Genomic DNA, 21,272 nt, shown 5'->3' with positions numbered 1-21,272 from the left:
TTTTTTGATTAATTAATATGCAAATTTAAACAGAAATTAGCTGTTCATCAAATCTAATTGGGGGTTCCGGGAACATTGACCGCCAAAATTCCCGAATTAATCCTGAATTATAACAAATGCACCCCAATAATAGGGAAGTTTGTATTTGTTTCTGATTTCGGTTCTTGCCATGTCGAATGCACGCAACTTGTTACCTGTCGTTACCCAGTTTGAATAGAAGCTAACCATAAACTCCATCGTTGCGGTATCGTGCACCCTCCAAAGACTCATGATGATACTCTCTGCACCGGCAACCATAAGAGCTCTTTGAAGTCCATAAACCCCCTCTGCATTCTGGACTGTTCCAAGACCGGTTTCACATGCCGAGAGAACCACAAGATTTGTTGAGGCGAGATCCAGATTCAGACATTCCTGTGCAGTAAGGATTCCGTTTTCAGGGCTTTTCCACTGAAACGGGTCGCTGTCCAAAAACACTCCCGCACCGGCAAGGAACAAACCCGACCTTAGGAGAGGATTTTGGGCTACAATTCCCCTGTCGAATCCATAAACCTTGTCTTCAGCCACATCCTCGTCTTTTATGAAATATCCGTGAGATGCGATGTGCAGCACGCGCGGCAGTTTTATTTGTTTGATTTTTGTCTCATTGGCATCGACACCGGTAAAAAGATGCGATTCCAAACCGCGGACCTTGATTAACGAATCGATGGTCTCCACTTCCCTCTTTGTACCGGGAATGTCAGAAAGCCAGTACCTTTTTATGTCATTTCCCGCTTCGACGGGAATCATGCTCCGGTCACTTTCCTGATTTACAGATTTATTCCTGTCAAATTCGAAATTGTACAGGTCGGGATATCCAAAAAACCAGTTTCCTTTTCCTTCACTGCGCTTTTTCTCCTTGCCTGCCAAAACCCTTGTGCTGGTTACATATTCTATCTCGTATTCCTCGTAGAGATACTTCCCCGTGGCGGGATTAATCAAAACAGCGGGATTTATTTTATGGTACACCCCGTCAGCCGAGAAATATATCTTTTTTACCCCTTGCAGATGATACTGGATCGGCAACCAAAAGAAGTTGTACGAATCTTTGAGGGTTTTTATCTCATTTTCGGTGAAATAATCGGTATCCACTGTTCTTGAAGCATCCTGCAAGGCACGGAATGCCTCCCCTTCGAGTTGCCTTCCGAGATACTGAAAGCCGATCTCAGGGTGGTCGATGGTTTGAGGTGTAACTATGAGATAGAGATAGTGAACAGAATCAGGAGAAGCTGCATCATACGGCTTAAACCTGAAAACCTCGATAGCCGCCTCCCCTTCCTTCAGGTTTTCTCTGATTTCCTGCCATGTAATTGAAAGGTCGATCAGTGAGTCACCTGTCAGAGTGGAAGTGTTCAGTTCATTTTGAATCATTTTTGCTTCAATCTCAAGCGATTCAAGGTCATATCCTGTTTTAGCTCTTTCAGCTTTCGTGAAACTGTAAAGTTTTCCGATGAGGTTTTTTATGTCATCGAGCTTTCTGATCTTCTCAATTTTTCCCGGATCACTGATTTTTCTCATCCGTTGCCGCTCGTTTTTCAGGGCAGCAAGCTTCAATCCCTTTATCCGCAACAGGTTATCATAATAAAGTCCGTATGCAGCGAGATTAAATTCAAAATGTTTCATCGAAACCGACATGCACAATTCGTTTATCTGAATGAATTTCCTCATCATCACTTCCCGCTCGTTCTCGGTAAGAAGTGGAAGTGTCTCCCTCAAATATTTCGCCTGCACATCGATGAGTTCTTTGTAGAGCTTAAAGAACTCTTCACCTTTTCCTCTGCGTCCCATAAGTTCGATCAACTTCACAGTCATAAGGAGGTAGTCGGGATTCAATTCACTGAAGTTCTGTTTTTGCTTTTTGATTACCTCCAGCAGGAAATCCTGAGCGGGATTGAAATCGCCCTCCCGATGGTAAAACTCCACAATGTTGGTAAGTGCATTTACGAAATAAGGATCTCTCACCTGAAGAATCAGTTCTGAATTTTTTTTCAGAAATTTATAAAAATTGCGGTGTCCCTTGTTATAGGACATGTTGTTGTGCAAAAAAGCAAGGTTCCCGAATGCCTTCATCCAGTCGTTGTCGGAAGCTACGGGAAGTTCGATAAATGATTTTGAAAGTTCACCGAGCAAAACTCCCGATTTTTCCTTGTCGCCCTTCCTGAACAAAATCATGGCAAGTTCGGAGCGCATCCTGATGACCCTGAACCTGTAGCCCAAATCCCCGCCTGACACAGATTTTTCGAATAATTCCAGCAGTTTTTCCGATTTCTCAGGGTTCCCCTTCTGGTTGTAGTAATCGATCAACTGTGGAATCAGCTTTATTTTCTGTTGATTTTGCTCAACTTTACCTGATATAATCAGGTTGTAAACAGAATCAATAAACAGGTCGCATTTTTCGGTTTCACCTGCCTGCTGCATCGTAAAGGCCATTCCAAGCAAGGCATCGGTATAACTGTCGCTTCCTTTAATATCCAAAGAATCGATTACCCGCAACAACTCCGTCAGAATCTCCCTGGATTCGATAAATTTACCGAGATACCGGTAGTTTTCGGCGAGTTGGTTCTCATTACGCATTCGCAGCTCATTCCCCGGCATGAAGTATTGTTTTAACAATCCATATTTTTGTTTCTGCACTTCAAATGACTTCGAATATTCACCTGTTTTGATGTAGAGGTCTCGAAGCATCTCCGTTAGATCGAAATATTCGGTAGAGAGAAAGAGAAAATCATTTTCAAGCTGCGATTTTAGTTTTATCAACGAGTCCTCGGCAGCTTTGAACCGGAGAGAATCGATCATTGACGCGATCCGGCCCATTGCGATTTTATACGACCATTCCTTAGGTGTGAATTCCTCCAGTTGCTTTTCAACCTCCGAAAGTTTGATTTTGTCGGGAACAACTTCGGTGAAATAGTACTTTTTCCATTCAAGTGCCATCAGCGATTTCGGATTTTTCCGCTGAAAGCCCTCAATGACAGATAATAATTTTTTAGGATTGTTCTTCAGATTGTAAGCTGCCAGCCATGGAAAAGTTGTCTCATGAATGTTTTCGACAGAACCTGTAAGTTGCTCATTTTGAGCTTTCAAAAGTGGAGAATTACTGTTGTTTGCAGCCAGATAACAGAAAACCGTCTCCACGATGGGGATTGAAGCCTCAGATCCATCGTCAGCCATAGCCGCTGTTCTCAGCAGGTACTCTTCATCATAAATCCCTGCAAAGAGAGGAACAAAATAGCCGTTGTAAGCAGCAATCAAGCCGGATTCATCATTTGCGTAAGCCGGCTCAACCCACTTTTCTTTTCCTTTAATCCTGATTAGTTCTTCAGCAATCGCAGGTTCATATTTTATGAAGAGGCTCAAAGGGAATTGAGTATCGTTCACGATTTCAAGGGTGTCGAACCATGCAAGCCCTTTATGATAGTTGTCCCTGAAATATTCCTTTTCGTCGGGAAAAATGTTTTTATTCCGCTCTGTCCTGTCTTTAAGAAGTGAAATGTCGCCCGCTTTTGGGGTGGCATCATCCTCTTTTGCGGGAAGAGAAGACCAGCATTCGATGAAATAGAGATAAGCAGGTGAAATTTGAAACGGAATCTTCCCCTTCAATTTCGAAAATAGTGCCGTCACTTCAGGATAGAACTCTTTTTCGGTTATTATATATTCGTAAAGAGCGAGCATCACGAGATCACCTTTTTCGGGAGAGGTTGTCTTTGCATATTCGAGGAGCGCAGGTTTGATTCCTTTGCTGAATGTAAGGTTCAGGTGTATCAATTTGAGGAGGTCCCGGGAGGGGTCTTTGTTGATTATTCTCTTAAGCGCGGTCACAGCTTTTAAGTAAGTGCTGTCGGTAGCTCCGTCTTCTATGTTTACGGTTGAAATTGTTCCGGCGAAGTTCGCAAAATATGCTGCGAACAATTTTTCATCCTCACTCAGATCCTGTCCATAAGTCCGGGTGAAGATTGTGGCTGCGATCAAAATCAGAAAAACGGTCGTTTTCATGATCACAAATACCTTTCGTTTTACGGTTTCCTTTTGTTGATTCCCTTGTCTCAACAATCAAAAATTTGATCAACTAAACTAATCAATTATGATCTAATTTCCCATAAAAACAGTAAAAACAAAAAAAAGAGGCTGCCCGGAACATCTCCCGGATCAACCTCTTCATATCAAAATTGAAAACTTTTGTTTTAATGCATTATAACCTGACCGGTTGCCAGATCATAATATGCACCGATTATTTGCAGAGCGCCGGAGTGATGTTTATGTTCAAGTGTCGGGCTGTTCTTTGTCAGATTTTTGACCTGAAGATCCACATTGAAGTGAATGGATCTGTTTAACAGATCAGCGTCTCCGCCGTCATTTCTCGCACTGACAACAGCAGGTTCGATACATTGAGCAATTTTCTCAATATTTGGTGTAAGTTCTCCACCGCTTACAGTTGCTGATACCGCGCCGCATTTGGCATGCCCGAGTACAAGAATAAGATTTGCACCGAGATGCTCAACCGCATATTCAATACTCCCGATTGCTTCCGGTGTGGCAACATTTCCAGCCAGTCTCACGATAAACAATTTGCCCAATGACTCATCAAAAACTATTTCAGGGGCAACTCTCGAATCGGAACAGGAGAGTATTACCGCATAGGGTTTTTGACCGTCTTTCAAATTTTGGACTTCAGTTGCAAAATCTTTTTGCATTAATTCGCCTGTAACGAAACGATTGTTTCCTGCAATAAGTAAATTTATTGCCTGATCAGCCGGGACTTGTGCGAAAAGTGATAAACTGCAGAAGATGATTAAAGAAAAGATTAGATTTATACGGCGCTTCGCCATAATAGTACTCCGATTAAATAATGAATAAATGGATGGTAAATATCAGTTATTTTTATTCAATTTTAAAAATAATTCTTTCACACTGTAAAATATTTTTTCAGGTAACGGTAAATCATTAGTTTTTAATAACAACATTTATTAAATTTCTTTACCATTTTGGAGAATTTTCCAAAACGGGGATACATTTTTTAACTAAGAGATGAAAAAATGGCTGAAAAACAACTTGTAAAGGTTGAAGATGTTACCGTCAGGTTCGCGGGAGATTCGGGCGACGGTATGCAGTTAACGGGATTGCAGTTTTCCACTTCCTCCGCAATCGCCGGCAATGATTTAAACACACTTCCTGACTACCCTGCAGAGATTCGCGCCCCCGCCGGCTCTCTCAATGGCGTTTCAGGTTTCCAGATACACTTTTCCAGCGGTGAAAGCACAACTCACGGCGATCATCCTGATGTGCTCGTTGCGATGAATCCTGCTGCGTTAAAAGTGAACATAAAAGATTTAAAACCTACTGCCACGATCATTGTCAATGAGTCATCTTTTGATTCAAAGAACTTGTCACTGGCAAAATATGAGAGCAATCCACTTGAAGATGACACTTTAAAAGGATACAATGTTCTACGGGTCCCCATGACCAAAGCGGTCATGAATGCTCTCGACGGCGTTAATATTTCCATTAAAGAAAAAGAGAGATGCAAAAACTTCTTTGCACTCGGAATAATGTTCTGGATGTTCAGTCGCCCGGTCGAACCCACTATCAAATGGATTGAAAACAAGTTCAGAGTGAAACCTGACATCCTGGAAGCAAACAAAAAAGCTTTGATGGCTGGTTATCACTACAGTGAAATGACAGAGCTCTTTACAACCAGATTTTTCCTTGAGCCCGTAAAGCTTCCCCCCGGAAAATATAAAAATGTTACCGGTAACGAAGCAGTTGCACTCGGTATGGTTGCCGCATCATGGAAGAGTGGAGTTCCCCTTTTCCTCGGTTCGTATCCTATTACCCCGGCATCGGAAATTTTGCATGAGCTAAGCAACTTTAAGCACTTCGGAGTAAAAACATTCCAGGCTGAAGATGAGATTGCTGCTATATGTGCCTGCATTGGAGCTGCTTTTGCAGGAAATATTGCTCTTACCACCACTTCAGGACCCGGGCTTGCACTCAAAATGGAAGCCGTTGGACTTGGTGTGATGACCGAACTTCCGCTGATCATTGTCGATGTTCAGAGAGGCGGTCCAAGTACCGGTCTTCCCACAAAAACAGAACAGGCAGATCTTTGGCAGGCTCTCTACGGCAGAAACGGCGAAGCCCCTGTCTGCGTTCTCGCTGCTTCAACTCCTGCTGACTGTTTCCACATGGCTTACGAAGCTGCAAGAATAGCAACCAAATACATGACACCGGTAATTCTTCTCTCCGACGGTTACCTCTCGCAGGGTTCGGAACCTTTCAGAATCCCTGCTGAAAATGAACTTCCTGAACTGAAAATTGAATTCAGAACGGAAAAAGAGGAATTTTATCCATATCTCAGAGATGAAAATCTCTCGAGACCATGGGCGATACCCGGTACCCCAGGTCTGGAACACAGAATCGGCGGACTGGAAAAATCCCACATTTATGGTAATGTAAGTTATGTCCCTGAAAATCACGAGTTTATGATCAATTTGAGAGATCAAAAGATTAAGAATATCGCAAATGACATTCCTGAACTTGAAGTTCGCGGTGAACAGGAAGGCGACCTTCTCGTTCTCGGATGGGGTTCAACATACGGTGCAATAAACGAAGCAATGAACAGAATTCAAGCCCGGGATATTAAAATTTCCCAGGCTCACTTAAAATATATCAACCCCCTTCCTAAAAACCTCGGTGATGTTCTGAAGAGATTCAAGAGGATTCTCGTCCCTGAGATAAATCTTGGACAGCTTGCCATGGTACTTAGGAGCGAATATCTCATAGATATCATTCAATACAACAAAGTTCAGGGCTTGCCTTTCAAAGCATCTGAAATTGAAGAAAAGATACTAAATCTGCTCGGAGTCGAAAATGAGTAATGAAAATCAGATCCCAACAGTTCAACTGACTGCAAAAGATTTTGCGTCAAATCAGGATGTTAAATGGTGTCCCGGTTGCGGCGATTATTCGATTCTTGCTCAGATGCAAAGAGTATCCCCTTCTCTTGGTGTAAAGAAGGAAGATTTCGTTTGGATTTCCGGTATCGGATGTTCTTCCCGTTTCCCCTATTACATGGATACCTTTGGAATGCACGGAATTCACGGTCGGGCCCCTTCAATTGCAAGTGGTGTGAAAATTGCCCGTCCCGAACTCGCCGTCTGGATGGCAACAGGTGACGGTGACCTCCTTTCAATCGGTGGAAACCACTTCATCCATACCTGCAGAAGAAACATCGGGATTAAAATGGTCCTTTTCAACAACCGTATCTACGGTTTGACTAAGGGTCAGTATTCCCCGACTTCCGAACAGGGAAAGAAAACAAAATCAACTCCATTCGGAAGTGTCGATTATCCTTTCAAACCTGCAATGGTTGCTCTCGGTGCCGGAATCGGCTTCTACGCAAGAACCATCGACCGCGAACCGAAACACATGCAGGAGATGATGCAAAAGGCTGCAGCTCATCACGGAACCACCCTGATAGAAGTGTACCAGAATTGCAACATCTTCAACGATGGTGCTTATGCTCATCTTACCGACAAAGAAACCAAAGCTGACCATGTACTCGTTCTCGAAGATGGTCAACCGATGATTTTCGGTAAAAACCGCGACAAAGGCATCAAACTTGACGGTGATATCCCCATAGTTATCGATCTGAATGATGGTGTTCACTCGATTAACGATGTTTGGGTACACAAGGAAGTGGATCCTTCACCGGTAAGAGCCTTCATCCTGGCTGAATTTATCGAAAACCCTGATCTCCCTGTTCCGATTGGTTGCTTCAGAAGATTCGAGAAACCAACCTATGAAGACCTCGTTGTCGAGCAGATCAATCATGTGAAAGAAGTGAAAAAAGTCACCTCCTTTGAGCAGTTGATTGGCCAGGGCAATGTCTGGACGGTGGAATAGGTAAATCCAATAATGCAGTAATCCAATAATGCAGTAATATTTGGATGGATTTTAAGGGGCAGAATTTAATTTTCTGCCTCTTTTTTTTGTTTTTTAATTTTCGGCAGTTGAATCGTTGGGGTACAATCAACTTCAAGATTGTGATGAGATCGCTCCTCCGCAACCTTTCTTCCCTCGTTTATTGGTATATTTAAGGTTTAATTTTTAGATTTTTGTAAGAACAACAATGAAAATCAAGTTTTCCTGGCCTAAAGAGTTCGTTCCTAAAATTTATTCCCTCCTTGCAAAAGGCTACTCAAAAGAAACATTCTTCTCAGATTTAAGCGCCGGTGTTATAGTCGGAATTGTCGCGCTTCCCCTCGCAATTGCATTTGCCATAGCATCAGGTGTAAAACCGGAACAAGGGCTCTACGCTGCTATAGTTGCAGGGTTGTTTGTTTCCCTTTTGAGCGGATCAAGATCGCAGGTTTCGGGACCCACAGGGGCATTTATCGTAATAATATACGGAATCGTGCAGCTGTACGGATATGACGGACTCGCAGTTGCTACACTTCTTGCGGGAATTTTTCTTGTAGTGCTTGGACTGTTGAAGTTCGGCATACTCCTCAGGTTTATCCCCTACTCTCTGACCATCGGGTTTACCACAGGTATCGCAATTATCATCTTTACCAGTCAAATAAATGATTTTCTGGGACTTGGAATTGCCAAGGTACCCGCTGACTTTGTAGATAAATGGATCGTCTTCTCGGAAAATATTCAAAAAATAAATTACTACGCTTTGGGAATTGGAGCGATTTCTCTACTCTTTATATTTGTATGGGGAAGATACAATTTCAAAATTCCCGGATCACTGATCGCCATCATTGTAGGAACTCTCGCAGTTTATTATTTTAACCTGCCCGTCGATACCATCGGATCAAAGTTTGGAGCTGTTCCCAACTCACTTCCGGAACCGAGATTGCCACAGATTTCCTGGCAGGTGTTCACTCAAATGTTCTCGCCAGCATTTACAATAGCGATGCTGGCGGCAATTGAATCGCTTCTCTCTGCAGTGGTTGCCGATGGAATGATGGGTTCAAGGCACCGATCGAACATGGAACTGGTATCTCAAGGTGTGGGTAACATTATATCGCCGATATTCTTTGGTATTCCTGTTACAGGTGCCATTGCGAGAACTGCAACAAATATCAAAAGTGGAGCAAAAACTCCCGTTGCCGGAGTAATTCATGGTATCGTAATTCTCGTGACGATGCTGCTTTTTGCTGATCTTGCTTCGCTGATTCCACTTCCTGTTCTTGCTGCCATCCTGATCTATGTAGCCTGGAACATGAGCGAAATGCACGCTTTTTTCAGAACCTTAAAGGGTACAGGTGCCGACAAACTTATTTTGTTGAACACTTTTCTTCTGACACTTTTTATCGATTTAACCGTCGCAATTGAAGTGGGACTGGTTCTCGCAGCACTTACTTTCATCAAAAAAATGTCGGATGTCACTCAGACTCAACTCATCACCCAAAGCTTGTACCTGCCTGATGAGGGTGAGGACAAGATGACGAAACCTTCACTTCCCGTTCCGAAAGGTGTCGAAATCTTCGAAGTGTATGGTACTCTTTTCTTCGGTGCTGTCGATCAATTTAGAGACACTATCCGCGGGATGAACAAAAAACCGGAAGTTCTTGTTTTAGAAGTAAGCAAACTTCTTGTAATTGACGGTTCAGGACTTAAAGCCATTGAAGACCTGGTGGATGTCTTGAAAAAAGACGGCACATCACTCGTTATTTCAGGCATTCACAAACAGCCTCTTTTCGAACTGACCAGAAGCGGGATCATAGACAAAATAGGAGAGGACAATCTTTTCGGCTCTCTTGATGAGACTCTGAAATACCTGACCGACAAAACTGTTATGACCTGATTTTTTAACTTATTGAAACATATTGAATGATCGACTTTATCAAAATAGCAGAAATACTTAAAGGAAACAATTCGTTCCTGATAACAACTCATGTGAATCCGGATGCTGATGCAATCGGTTCGGAAATGGCAGTGTATACGATTCTCAAAAGACTTGGGAAAAAGATTAAAGTTGTGAATTTCAGTAAAACGCCCCCCTTCCTCGAATTTCTGGACAATGATGGGGTAATTGAGAATTTTGATCCTGCGATTCACTCTGAGTATTTCCTGAGTTGTGATGTAGTTGTCGCTCTGGACTTCAATCGAGCAGACAGGACAGTAAAAATGTCTCCCCTCTTCTACCAAAGAGAGAAATTGAAAATTTGTATCGATCACCACCTCGAGCCCGAAGAAATTTTTGATAACATTTTCGATGATCCCGGTTATGCAGCTACCTGTCACATAATTTATGATTTGGTAGCAAAAACAGATATTACAGAACTCGACTATGAAATTTCCGTCCCCGTCTATTCGGGTATTGCAACTGACACAGGAAATTTCAAGTATGACAGAACCACCCCCGAACTTCACAGAATTGCAGCTACACTTCTCGAAAAAGGAGTGATTCCAATTGAAATTAACGACCTGATCTACGGTCAGGATGATCTTTGTAAATTTGCACTCCTCGGCAAGGCGTTAAATTCCTTGAAGATTTACGGGGAAGATAAAAGATTCGCTGTTATGACACTTACCCAGTCCGATTTCATTGAAACAGGCGCAGTTGAGTCGGATACCGAGGGTTTCATTAATTATTGCATGACCATCAAAGGTGTAAAACTCGGTGCAATGTTCATCGAACTTAGAGAAGGTTTTAAGGTTTCTCTTAGAGGTAAAAGAGATTATAATGTCAGAGATCTTGCTGCAAACTTCGGCGGCGGCGGACACCGTCAGGCATCGGGAATAAGAATCAGAGATCACCATCTTCTTGAGAAACAGGAAGAAATAATCAATTACATTTTAGACAATACTACAGAGGTCACTCAGAATGCTTAAACCTGTTTTTTATTTCACAGATTCAATAGAAGTATCTCCAAAAAGTTTAACCCTCTTTTTTATTAATGACAATGATAATCTTGAAGGTAATCTTGATAAATTCTGTGAGGAATATTCGATTAAATTGACTCCTCTTAACAGGGAAGCATTTCTCGGGAAAAGTTCGCGACTAAATTGCCACAACGATGTTACCAACTTCTCAATCCTGAGGATGAAGCGGAAAGACCTGTCAGCCGACATGTTTCGTGATAAAACCGCTGATTTTTTTATTTCACTCTCATCCGCTGTTGAAGTTGTCAACATAATTCTCCCCTGTCACCTTGAGTACGACGAAATTTTTAAGTCATCAGACTATCTTTATCAGTCACTTATCGAAGGTGTGTGGCTGGGTTGCTATAAATTTGACCGTTACCTTTCAGATAAAAATGAAGGTGAAATTAAAATAAACCTGATTGGCGGAACTCTTGATGAGAGAGAAAGAACTACAAAAGCTGCAAATCAGGTAATGGAAGGCGTTTTTCTTGCACGCGAGCTCGCAAATGAACCCGCAAGTGTGATAAATCCCGTGACATTCTCCGTTAAAATCGCTGAAATATTTTCCAATCTGCCACATACGACCGTCGAAATATTTGACATCGAAAAACTTGAAGCAATGGGCATGGGCGGAATTCTGGCAGTTGGTGGCGGAAGTGCTGTTCCTCCAAGACTGGCAATTATTAAATATGAACACCCTGAAGCAGTAAAAAGCATAGCCCTGGTTGGCAAAGGAGTAACCTTCGATTCAGGCGGCGTCTCAATAAAGCCGGCTCAAAACATGGGATGGATGAAAGCTGACATGGGAGGTGCTGCGGCGGTTACCGGAACAATGCTTAATGTGATCAATATGGGAATGCCACTCAGGGTTTTTGCGGCTATTCCCCTTGCTGAAAACATGTTGAGTGGTTCGGCATACAGACCCGGCGACATCGTCACCACATATTCGGGTAAGACTGTCGAAGTGGACAACACCGATGCGGAAGGAAGGATAATTCTTGCAGACGCCCTGACTTACGCCTCGGAACAAAAACCTGAAATCATGATCGATCTTGCAACTCTCACGGGTGCGTGCGCCGTGGCTCTCGCCGAAGTGGCAGCGGGACTATTTACAAAAGATGATGAACTTGCCGACAAGCTCTATAAATCGGGTCTCGAAACCTCTGAATTCGTATGGAGACTGCCAATGTGGGACCACTACAACCGATACAACAAAAGTGATGTGGCAGATGTAAAAAATACAGGCGGAAGATATGGCGGAGCAATAACTGCAGCAAAATTCCTTGAGAAGTTTGTCAAAGAAGAGATATCATGGGCACACCTCGATATCGCAGCACCCGCAATTCACAACAACACAACCAGTTACTCCAAAACATGGATGACCGGTTTTGGTGTAAGACTTTTAACCGGTTTCCTTGGAGATATAAAATGAGCAACGACCCAAAACTTTTTTCGGCAGAAATGAGTTATGACGATTTTCTTGAACTCGAAAAATGCGTGGAAATAATCGAGAAACCTTCGTTTTTTATCAAGGTTTCCAACTTTATTGGCTCACCAATTGAAAAACTGGTTGAAAAACTTCCCGAGGGAAGCAGAAACAAGATTACAGACATTACCAACGATGCCCTTCTGAAAGGTACCAACCTTGCAGTAAAGACTCTCGAGTATGTCGAGTCAAATACCGAACACGACAGTAAAAAGATACACAAACTAGTTGCAAGTGTTCTCGGAGGTGGTGCCGGTCTATTCGGCTTTACGGCTCTCGCCATCGAACTTCCACTCACTACGACCGTTATGCTTCGCTCAATAGCCGAAATTGCCAAAATGAACGGAGAGGATATGTCTTCTCTCGAAACCCGTTTGAATTGTGTTCAGGTTTTCGCTTTTGGTTCAAAAAACAAAGCTGATGATGCCATGAATTCCTCATACTATGCAATCAGAATTCTACTTTCGCGGGAAATTGCAGCGCTGGCAGGCAGACTGGAAGCACATTTTGCTGGTGAGCTGGCGTCAGGTATTCTCGGCAAATTTCTTGGCAAGATTACAGAAAGATTCAGTCAGAATGTTCTGATCAAATTCGTAGGACAGGCGACACCCATTATCGGAGCTGCCGGCGGAGCGACAATCAACTACCTCTTTACCGAATTTTATCAGCAGATTGCCACAGCACATTTCTCAATCAGAAGACTGGAGAGAAAATATACACCCGAACTGATTGAGGCAGAGTACGACAGAATCGCTGCCCGGTTGAAAACAAAAAAAGAAGACTGATATCAACTTAACATGGACAGGCTCTCCCAACCCGTAAGTACTCTCCCTCTGATCGGTCCTGCGAGAGCAAAGGCATTCAAGAGTGCAGGCTTGAATACGGTAAGGGATATACTGTTCTACTTCCCTTTCAGACATATCGACCGGACCACAATCCTGACAATCGGGAAAGCTTACGAACATGTAAAAAAAGGCTATACAGGCGAAATCACTCTGATTGGAAAGGTGCAGGAATCAAAAGTGATGCACTTCGGCAATAAAAAAGTGCTCGCTGTGAGGGTAATTGACAACACTGCAGAACTTGATTGCATCTGGTTTCAGGGAATTGAATATTTTGCAAAGACTTTCCAAACAGGACAAACTCTCGCCATTTCAGGTAAACCATCCCTCTCGAAAAGAGGCGATTTCCAGATTATGCATCCTGCCTTTGACAAGCTAACGAACGAAGAGAGTGAAAACTTCTTCAATACGGGAAAAATAATCCCTGTCTATTCTGTAAATCAGTTTTTCAAAGAAGCTAACCTAGGTGAAACGGGAATCAGAAAAATAATAGAGGGAGCGCTTAACAGGTTTCTCCCCGTTGTTCATGAAACTCTTCCCAAATATATCCTCGAAAAACTCGAGTTACTGCCGTTGCAGGCAACAATAAAAGCCCTGCACTTGCCTGAATCGATGGAGATTATCTCAAAAGCTCATCATCGTCTGAAATTTGAAGAGTTCTTCTACTACCAGTTGAATGCTTTTTCCAAAAAAGAGCGCTATAAAAAGGAATCGAATGGTATTGAATTTAAACCAAAAACCTCGCTTATCAAAGATTTCCTGAACTCACTCCCCTTTTCCTTAACCAAGGCACAGCTTAAAGTACTGCACGAAATTAAGCTTGACATGCTCTCCCCTCAGCCTATGATGAGACTACTTCAGGGGGATGTGGGAAGCGGTAAGACTGTCGTTTCCCTTATCTCAATGTTGATTGCCGTCGATTCGGGGTATCAGGCTGCTTTGATGGTTCCTACTGAAGTGCTGGCATCACAACATTTTAAGTCGATTTCAAAGCTTCTGAGTAATATTGAATCCTCTAAAAGCGCCACTTCCCCGGTGATTGAAATTTTGACGGGAAGCACCAAGGTCAAGGAGAAAAAGAGAATTCTCGAAGCTTTGGCCGGCGGTGAAATTGATATCATAGTCGGTACGCACGCCCTGTTCGAGGAAAATATTGAATTCAAAAATCTTGGTTTTCTTGTAATAGATGAGCAACACAGATTCGGTGTGGAACAAAGGGCAAGACTGATGAGAAAATCAGCAACTCCCGATGTTCTCGTTATGACCGCCACTCCCATTCCGAGAACTCTGTCTCTGACAGTCTTTGGCGAACTGGATGTCTCAATTATCGATGAACTGCCTGCAAACCGAATTCCTGTCAGAACAGCTATCCGCGGAGAATCTGCTTTGTCAGGAATATATGATTTTATCAGGTCACAAGTACGGGAAGGTCGTCAGGCGTTTATAGTCTTTCCCCTTGTCGAGGAATCGGAAAAACTGGACTTAAAAGCCGCTGAGCAGGGATTCACAGAAATCTGCACCAACTGGCTCCCGGATCTAAAAATCGTTCTCCTGCACGGTAGAATGAAATGGAACGAAAAAGAGGAGATAATGAACAGGTTCGCTGCCGGTGAATATGATGTTCTCGTTTCCACGACAATCATTGAAGTGGGTGTTGATATTCCAAATGCGACAGTGATGGTGATTAATGAAGCCCACAGGTTTGGTCTATCACAGCTCCATCAACTCCGTGGAAGAATCGGAAGGGGCGCCTCACAGTCTTATTGTATTCTGGTAACAAAAGACGAAATTGTAGCCTCTGCCGCAAGAATCAAACAAAAAGCGGAATACCTCCCCCAGGCTGTTATGGACAGACTAAGGTCTATCACCCGCTTAAAGGCAATGGAAGAAAGCAGCGACGGGTTTAAGCTTTCGGAAATCGATCTGAAAATGAGGGGTCCCGGTGATATCTTCGGCAAAAAACAGAGCGGTATCCCCGAATTCAAGTATTGCGACCTCGCCAATGATTCAGTAATCATGCTAAAAGCGAAAGACCTCGCCCAAAATATCATCCAGAACGACCCCGACCTTAAACAGGTTGAACATCAAATAATTGCAGAGACACTTGAAGCACAGATTGCTTCGGGTGAGAACTTTTACGGAGTCGGCTAACCCAGTTTTGCCTGCAACCTCGGTGAAGTAAGGTGTTTCACACAGTCAGGTGCCTCACACGAGTTATCCCCGTAATCAACCACCACTTTACCGATTCTTTTAGCTACGGCAACCGCTTTTTCATTGAGTTCCCTGTTGATTTGTCCCAAACTGAGAAGACAATTGTTCATTGCATCTTTTACAAAATTCTCCTCTGAATTTATTTCCTTCTCAATCCGGTCGATTATTGCGGAGGCGAACTCAACATTCACCGGTTTTTCGGCACTAATCACACCCGACAGCATCGCAAATCCCATTCTTCTCTTCAGATTGTCCTTTTCATTGATCCACTCGAACACCAGGTCCCTCTTGAATGGAGCTTCCTTCAAGAGATTCGAAACATAAGCATAAGACATCATCCAAAAATGTGCATGTTTTATCTGTTCCTCAACCCTCTCCCGTGTCAGAAGTTTAGGATCGTCAACCAGTACCGACAGAATCCTGCAATCATAAACAGGCTCTTCCCACAATTCACCGGCAAGCCTGGGATCTTTTTTAATCTTTTTCGCAAAAGTTTTCAGTTTGGTCAGCCCGATGCCGTAAGTGGACATTTCTTTTAACCCTGCTTTTTCCCACGATTTTATCCCTCGTTCTTCTTTATTCTCCTCAAGCCACTTCTTAATTTCATCAAGCGTCATCTTTTTCTCACTTCCTTTTATTAAAAAATCTATATTGCATATTAAAAAAAATACGGTTCTTATGAAAAAGATTTTTTTCGCTGTTACTCTTCTGTCTCTTTTCCTCTCGGGTTGTGTGAGAGAAAACAAACAACCTCAGGAAAATTTCCATGTCTTTAATACCATCGACAAACTTTTCAAAGCCTTCGAAACAAGAGATACACTCTCCCACGACTCACTCTGGTTCAAATCGCCCGAACTGGTGGTCTTCGGACTATACGACAAATCAGAATTTTTCGGTTGGGACGAAACAAGGAAACACCTGGTTCAGGCTGCCAAAATTATGCAGTCAGCACATTTTACGATAAAATGTAAAGAAATCAGGATGTCCCAATCAAAAACCACCGCATGGTTTGCGATCATCGCCGACCAGCAATATCAGACCGCTGCCGGGGTATTCGAAAACAATAACATCCGCTACACCGGTGTCCTCGAAAAGCACGGCTCCCGTTGGCTAATCACTCAATTCCATGGATCATTACCAAAAATAAAGTGAAGGATGAATCGAGAAGGCTGAATTTCTGAGGGCTGAATTTTCGAAGGCTGAAGTTTGAAGTTTGAAGGCTGAAATTCCGCCCATTATTGGATTACTGCATTATTGAATTATTGAATTATTGGATTACTGCATTACTGCATTATTGGATTACTGCATTACTGCATTTAAAAAAAAGACTCCCTCTTGCGAAGGAGCCCCGGTGTCGAAGTATGTTGAGTAGAGGTACTATTTCAACAAGTTCATTGTGCGGTTAATGTTTTTTGTTCCTGACTCAAGTCTGTAAACATAAACACCGCTGGAAAGATTGTCTGCCTGCCAGTCAACTTCATAAGTGCCGGCTGCTCTGAATTCATTTACCAGTTCAGCTACCTGTCTGCCAAGTACATCGTAAACTGAAAGTTTTACATTGCCGGCTTCAGGAAGGGCAAATCTGATTTTAGTCGAAGGATTGAATGGATTTGGATAATTCTGCGACAGTTCAAAATCAGCAGGAGTGTTTGAAAGTTGGTCTTCCTTTACACTTGTTGCACCCGAAGGATTGAAGTTTGCCCAGCCTGCTGTCCAGTCTGTACTTCCAAAAGCACCAACGAAAGTGGCAGTTGGATCAAAGAAGGCATCGGTTGGAGGAGTCAAACCTCCTGTAAGAAGTGGTGAGCCGGAAACAAGAGTGGCGTTTGGTGAGGCAAGATTAAAAGGATTCACCATCTGAAGGTCGGCTGCTGCAGAGAAGGTTCTTCCGCTCATTGTTGTGTTGAACCAGGTCGAAATATTAAAAGTACCGTTTGAACTTGCAGTATCGAGAAGTTTATTGCACTGGGCAATTACGGAATTCTTGACATACATGGTTGAATTGGCAGCACCGTTGATAGTACCTTTGCTGTCGAGAAGGAGGCCTGTGGGCCATCCAACTATCACTGCGTTGGCAATTCTGTTCTGTGAGTTTCTGCGGAGGTGCATTCCTCTTCTGAAGAGACTGTTGATCTGCTGTCCCGATGTGGATATTGGGCCAATCAGGGTTACATTCCACCATTCAGGTGAAGTAAGTGGCTGATTGGTTGAGCCCGTTCCGTCGTTGTCTGATTCAAATCCGTTTGAACCTGACTGATCGGCAATTTCAGGATCTCTCAATCCAAAAAGGAACTGCAACTTGCCGGTATATCCAAAATCAGTATCGAAATCGTCATCCCATCCTCTAAATGCAATGAGATATTTTGCATTTACAGTTCCGCCGAAGAATTCGAAGGAGTCGTCACCGCTGTAGGATACCTGAATATACTCTACCAAAGTGCCTCTTCCTACACCGCCGAGGGTGAGACCATTAATTTCGTTATTCAGTGAGAATGCGATACCGGGGTATTCGATTCTTACATATTTGAGAACACCACTGTTGTCATCGGGATTGTTGCCGCCGTATGAATCTCCGGGTCCTTCTATTGAAGTTGTGCCGCCGGGTACATTTATCGGTGCATTTCCGAGAATAATCACTCCACCCCAGTCACCGTATGTTGGTGGTCTGCTTGCGCCGGGCTTTGTGAACTCGGAGGTGAAAACGATTGGCTGACTGGCAGTTCCTTCCGCAAATATTTTACCGCCGGGTTTCACAACCAAAGAGCCCTGAGTTGAATTCTCACCGAAGATCTTTGTTCCCGGTTGAATGTTCAGGATACCACCCGACTGTACTCTCACAAAACCTCTAAGAAGATAGGTGTTGTTCGAAGTCAGATTCACTGTGGTTGTGATATCACCTTCCAAAACCGTTTGAGCGAAAGCTGAAACCGCCAGTAAAAGTGTGAAAACGAAAGTTAATGATTTAGACATGTTGCCTCATTATATTGTTGATGATTGTTTATCAAAACTTCCAGGAAACGCCCAGAGACATGTCGCTTCCTCTTTTTATTCTGCTCGAAGCTCTGTCACCCAATGGTGATTTTTGCATTGCTATGTAATCCTGTGCGAGCAGATTCTTTACCGTAAACTTAAGTGTAAGTGATTCCAGGATTCTTTGAGAAACCGAAATGTCAACCTGATCTCTCGGAAGCTCAACGATATCTCCAAGACCGGCAAAGCCGACTTTCAAAATTTTCTGTCCAACTTTGTTGTAAACCAGTGATGCAGAGAACCCGCCTTCAAAATGGTCATAGTACAGACCGGCATTCAGAACATATTCAGCCTGACCTTGCATAGGTCTTGTTGCTTCCTGATATGTGGACTGTGTATTGCCGGTTTCAAATTCAACCTCTGACTTGATCCAAGTTGCATTTCCGACAAAAGCCACACCAAAAAGTGTCGGACTTATGAAATCGAGTGATTTTCTCACTTCGAGTTCAAGTCCAAAATTGTTTGCGCTCTTCGCATTTTTGAATCCTCTGATCGGTTCGAATGATGAGGATGGAAGGAAAACCTGCTCGATCGGGTCAGCGAAGTTTTTATAGAAGAGTCCGACTGCAAACATGTCCGCAGCTCTTGCAGGATAATACTCGAATCTGAGGTCATAATTTGTTACGAGTGTTCGTTTCAGATCGGGATTTCCCTGTACAATTTCATTTTCAAGAAAATCAAAATAGCTGAATGGTGCAGTCTCTCTGAATTCAGGTCTTGCCAGTGTTTTGGTATAAGCAAGTCTAACATTCATCTGTTCGGTTGGCTGAATGGTAAGATTCACACTCGGAAGAATGTCGTTATATTCAGGTTTGCTCTTCACATTTTCGCCTGTGAGGGTTTTTGACGAGAGTTCAAGCTCCGATTTTTCATATCTGAAGCCGGTGATCAGTTTTACTCTCTCAAAAAGGGAGAAATCGAGTGCAAAGTATGATGCCATAATTGTCTGGTTCGACTGATATGAATCAGACGGTTTCGTCATCTCTGTTATCTGGATGAAATTTGGAACTATGTTTTCATCCTTAAAAATCTGATCAACTGAAAGTTGAAGAATGCTGTCCTCTTTAGCAAAATTGCCGCCGGGTACATTTTTGTATCCGAAACTTCTTGCACCAAATTCACGGTTTTTGAAGTCAAAGGCGAAACCTGCTTTTATCGAGGGCAGATTGGGGTCTTCGAACGGCTTAAGATTGAAATCAATATTTGCACCACGGTTGATGTCAGTAAGTCCGGCAAAATATCTGGTTGCAACCGACTGATCCATCTGGAATCTTAACGGCTGATCAGTCTCATCAAGGAGTCTGGAGTAGACAAATCTTCTTGCATCGGGTTCATCCCTTTTCGAGATCGCATAATTTGCATTCCACATTACTCTCAATCCCTGTAAAACATCGAGGTAGTGCTCACCAAGAAGCTGAGTGGAAAGAAGATTTCTGGTTACATATCTTAGAGTCGTCTGCTCTCTGTAATCGGGATTTGTGTAATAGTCACCTTTGTATTTTGTCACCTCGTCATCAGAGTTCTGACTGAAAACATTTTTCCAGCTTACCTTGTTGTTTGCTCCGATTCTGTAGGAGAGATTTAACAATCCTCCCATCATTACAGAATTTCTGTAGTTGTTACCGGTGTATTCAAATCTCGGACCTGAGAAAGTGTAGTTGTTCCTTTCAAGTGATTCAGATTCATTCGAGTTTGAATATGTGACTGAAGCAATAATTCCTAATAGATGATCTTCGAAAAATGAATATCTGTTTCCGAGAGAGATGTTAAAACCGGTATTCATCGGAAGTGATGTGTTTGAAGTAGCCCACTTGTTTGAGAAAGATCTGCCTATTGTCTGCAAAGCGACGGGGTCTGCGCTGCTCAATCTGCCCGAGGGGACTGTTGAGGGAAGTGCTCTCGTACCGTCGTCATTTCCAAGCCATCTTCTGCCACCCTGATAGGTCAGTGCATCTTTTCCTGTTCCGAAAGTGTTGTAGCTCGAGGAAAGACTTAGATTTACGAAAAATCTGTCGGGGAATTCAATTGTTTTGATGTGTACAAGCCCGCCTGAAAAATCTGCCGGTTTGTCGGGAGTAAAGGTTTTTGAAGTGACGATACTCTCAATAAGGTTTGCCGGGAAAATATCGTATGAAAATGACTTTTTCTCAGGATCAGTGCTCGGAAGGTTTGCTCCATTCAGCATCGTATTGTTATATCTATCACCAACTCCGCGAATATATGCATACTTTCCATCGGTAATCGTTACACCGGTCATCTTCTTAAGGACATCGGCACCGTCTGAACTGCTCGTTTTACTAATCATTTCGCCGGAGAAGCCCTCGACAATCACAAGGGAATTTTTCGAATTTTTAACCATCGATGTTTCTGTGTTTTGAAGAGCGTCTGCGGTTACAACAACTTCTTTCATTGTTGCAGTGGCAGCTTCGAGCGAAACATCAACTTTGGTGGTCTGTCCCTGTTTTACAACCACTTTCTCAATTTTAACTGCATTGTAAGAGATGAAAGAAACTTTAATGGTGTAAACGCCCTCTGGGACTTTGGCAATTGTATAGTTACCATCCAGATCGGCAGTCGCGCCAAGTTTGGTTCCTTCCGCCACAACATTTGCACCTGTTAAAAGATCACCGTTAGATTTATCCTTTATTTTTCCGGTGATGCTTCCTGTTTGGGCAAAGATTGCCGTTGTTGATAAAAACAAGAAAATTATAAACTTCATTAAACTGTTCTTTTTTGTGCGAATCATTTTTTCCTCTATTTTTTTTCTTCGACGCTCCAAATAACGGGTT

The 21,272-nt window shown here is 42.9% G+C and carries 13 protein-coding genes; 8 read left to right on the top strand and 5 right to left on the bottom strand.

The window, feature by feature from the left end:
* Positions 1-96: 96 nt before the first annotated feature.
* Both J0L60_00960 and J0L60_00955 read right to left on the bottom strand, forming a co-directional pair.
* Complete coding sequence (locus tag J0L60_00960; GenBank protein ID MBN8544676.1) at positions 97-4,029, bottom strand: CHAT domain-containing protein; 3,933 nt, start codon at positions 4,027-4,029, stop codon at positions 97-99.
* 188 nt (positions 4,030-4,217) lie between these two features.
* Positions 4,218-4,862, bottom strand: coding sequence for a carbonic anhydrase (locus J0L60_00955; GenBank protein MBN8544675.1), 645 nt, complete (start codon positions 4,860-4,862; stop codon positions 4,218-4,220).
* A gap of 207 nt (positions 4,863-5,069) precedes the next feature.
* On the opposite strand from J0L60_00955, the gene J0L60_00950 reads away from it, so the two are divergent.
* The 7 genes from J0L60_00950 (at position 5,070) to recG (ending at position 15,393) form a co-directional block, all read left to right on the top strand.
* Positions 5,070-6,911 (top strand): 2-oxoacid:acceptor oxidoreductase subunit alpha, encoded by a 1,842-nt coding sequence (locus tag J0L60_00950; protein MBN8544674.1) that lies wholly within the window; start codon positions 5,070-5,072, stop codon positions 6,909-6,911.
* Positions 6,904-7,938 carry a 2-oxoacid:ferredoxin oxidoreductase subunit beta gene (locus J0L60_00945; protein MBN8544673.1) on the top strand — a complete coding sequence of 345 codons (1,035 nt, stop codon included), beginning with the start codon at positions 6,904-6,906 and terminating at the stop codon, positions 7,936-7,938. Before J0L60_00950 ends, J0L60_00945 begins: the two co-directional genes overlap by 8 nt.
* A 226-nt stretch (positions 7,939-8,164) precedes the next feature.
* On the top strand, positions 8,165-9,850 hold the full coding sequence (locus J0L60_00940; GenBank protein ID MBN8544672.1) for an STAS domain-containing protein: 1,686 nt from the start codon (positions 8,165-8,167) through the stop codon (positions 9,848-9,850).
* A gap of 26 nt (positions 9,851-9,876) precedes the next feature.
* Positions 9,877-10,881 (top strand): bifunctional oligoribonuclease/PAP phosphatase NrnA, encoded by a 1,005-nt coding sequence (locus J0L60_00935; GenBank protein ID MBN8544671.1) that lies wholly within the window; start codon positions 9,877-9,879, stop codon positions 10,879-10,881.
* Entirely contained in the window at positions 10,874-12,346 is a 1,473-nt protein-coding gene (locus J0L60_00930) for a leucyl aminopeptidase (GenBank protein ID MBN8544670.1), read from the top strand. Before J0L60_00935 ends, J0L60_00930 begins: the two co-directional genes overlap by 8 nt.
* On the top strand, positions 12,343-13,185 hold the full coding sequence (locus tag J0L60_00925; protein MBN8544669.1) for an EcsC family protein: 843 nt from the start codon (positions 12,343-12,345) through the stop codon (positions 13,183-13,185). Before J0L60_00930 ends, J0L60_00925 begins: the two co-directional genes overlap by 4 nt.
* Before the next feature lie 12 nt (positions 13,186-13,197).
* Positions 13,198-15,393: an ATP-dependent DNA helicase RecG gene (gene recG / locus J0L60_00920; GenBank protein ID MBN8544668.1), complete on the top strand. Its 2,196-nt coding sequence runs from the start codon at positions 13,198-13,200 to the stop codon at positions 15,391-15,393.
* Here recG and J0L60_00915 read toward each other — a convergent pair.
* Positions 15,390-16,070: a DNA alkylation repair protein gene (locus J0L60_00915; protein MBN8544667.1), complete on the bottom strand. Its 681-nt coding sequence runs from the start codon at positions 16,068-16,070 to the stop codon at positions 15,390-15,392. The genes recG and J0L60_00915 overlap by 4 nt on opposite strands.
* Positions 16,071-16,131: 61 nt before the next feature.
* On the opposite strand from J0L60_00915, the gene J0L60_00910 reads away from it, so the two are divergent.
* A complete protein-coding gene (locus J0L60_00910) occupies positions 16,132-16,605 on the top strand; it encodes a nuclear transport factor 2 family protein (GenBank protein ID MBN8544666.1) in 474 nt (157 codons plus the stop codon).
* Positions 16,606-16,830: 225 nt separating this feature from the next.
* Here the strand turns inward: J0L60_00910 and J0L60_00905 are convergent, their stop codons facing one another.
* Positions 16,831-18,423 (bottom strand): T9SS type A sorting domain-containing protein, encoded by a 1,593-nt coding sequence (locus J0L60_00905; protein ID MBN8544665.1) that lies wholly within the window; start codon positions 18,421-18,423, stop codon positions 16,831-16,833.
* Between the two features lie 31 nt (positions 18,424-18,454).
* On the bottom strand, positions 18,455-21,202 hold the full coding sequence (locus tag J0L60_00900; protein MBN8544664.1) for a carboxypeptidase-like regulatory domain-containing protein: 2,748 nt from the start codon (positions 21,200-21,202) through the stop codon (positions 18,455-18,457).
* Between the last annotated feature and the right edge of the window lie 70 nt (positions 21,203-21,272).

The sequence above is a fragment of the Ignavibacteria bacterium genome (genome assembly GCA_017302895.1).
In the GTDB taxonomy this organism is placed as follows: domain Bacteria; phylum Bacteroidota; class Ignavibacteria; order Ignavibacteriales; family Ignavibacteriaceae; genus UTCHB3.
The sequence above is the reverse complement of the archived record's forward strand: the minus strand, read 5'-3'. Positions and strand labels throughout refer to the sequence as shown.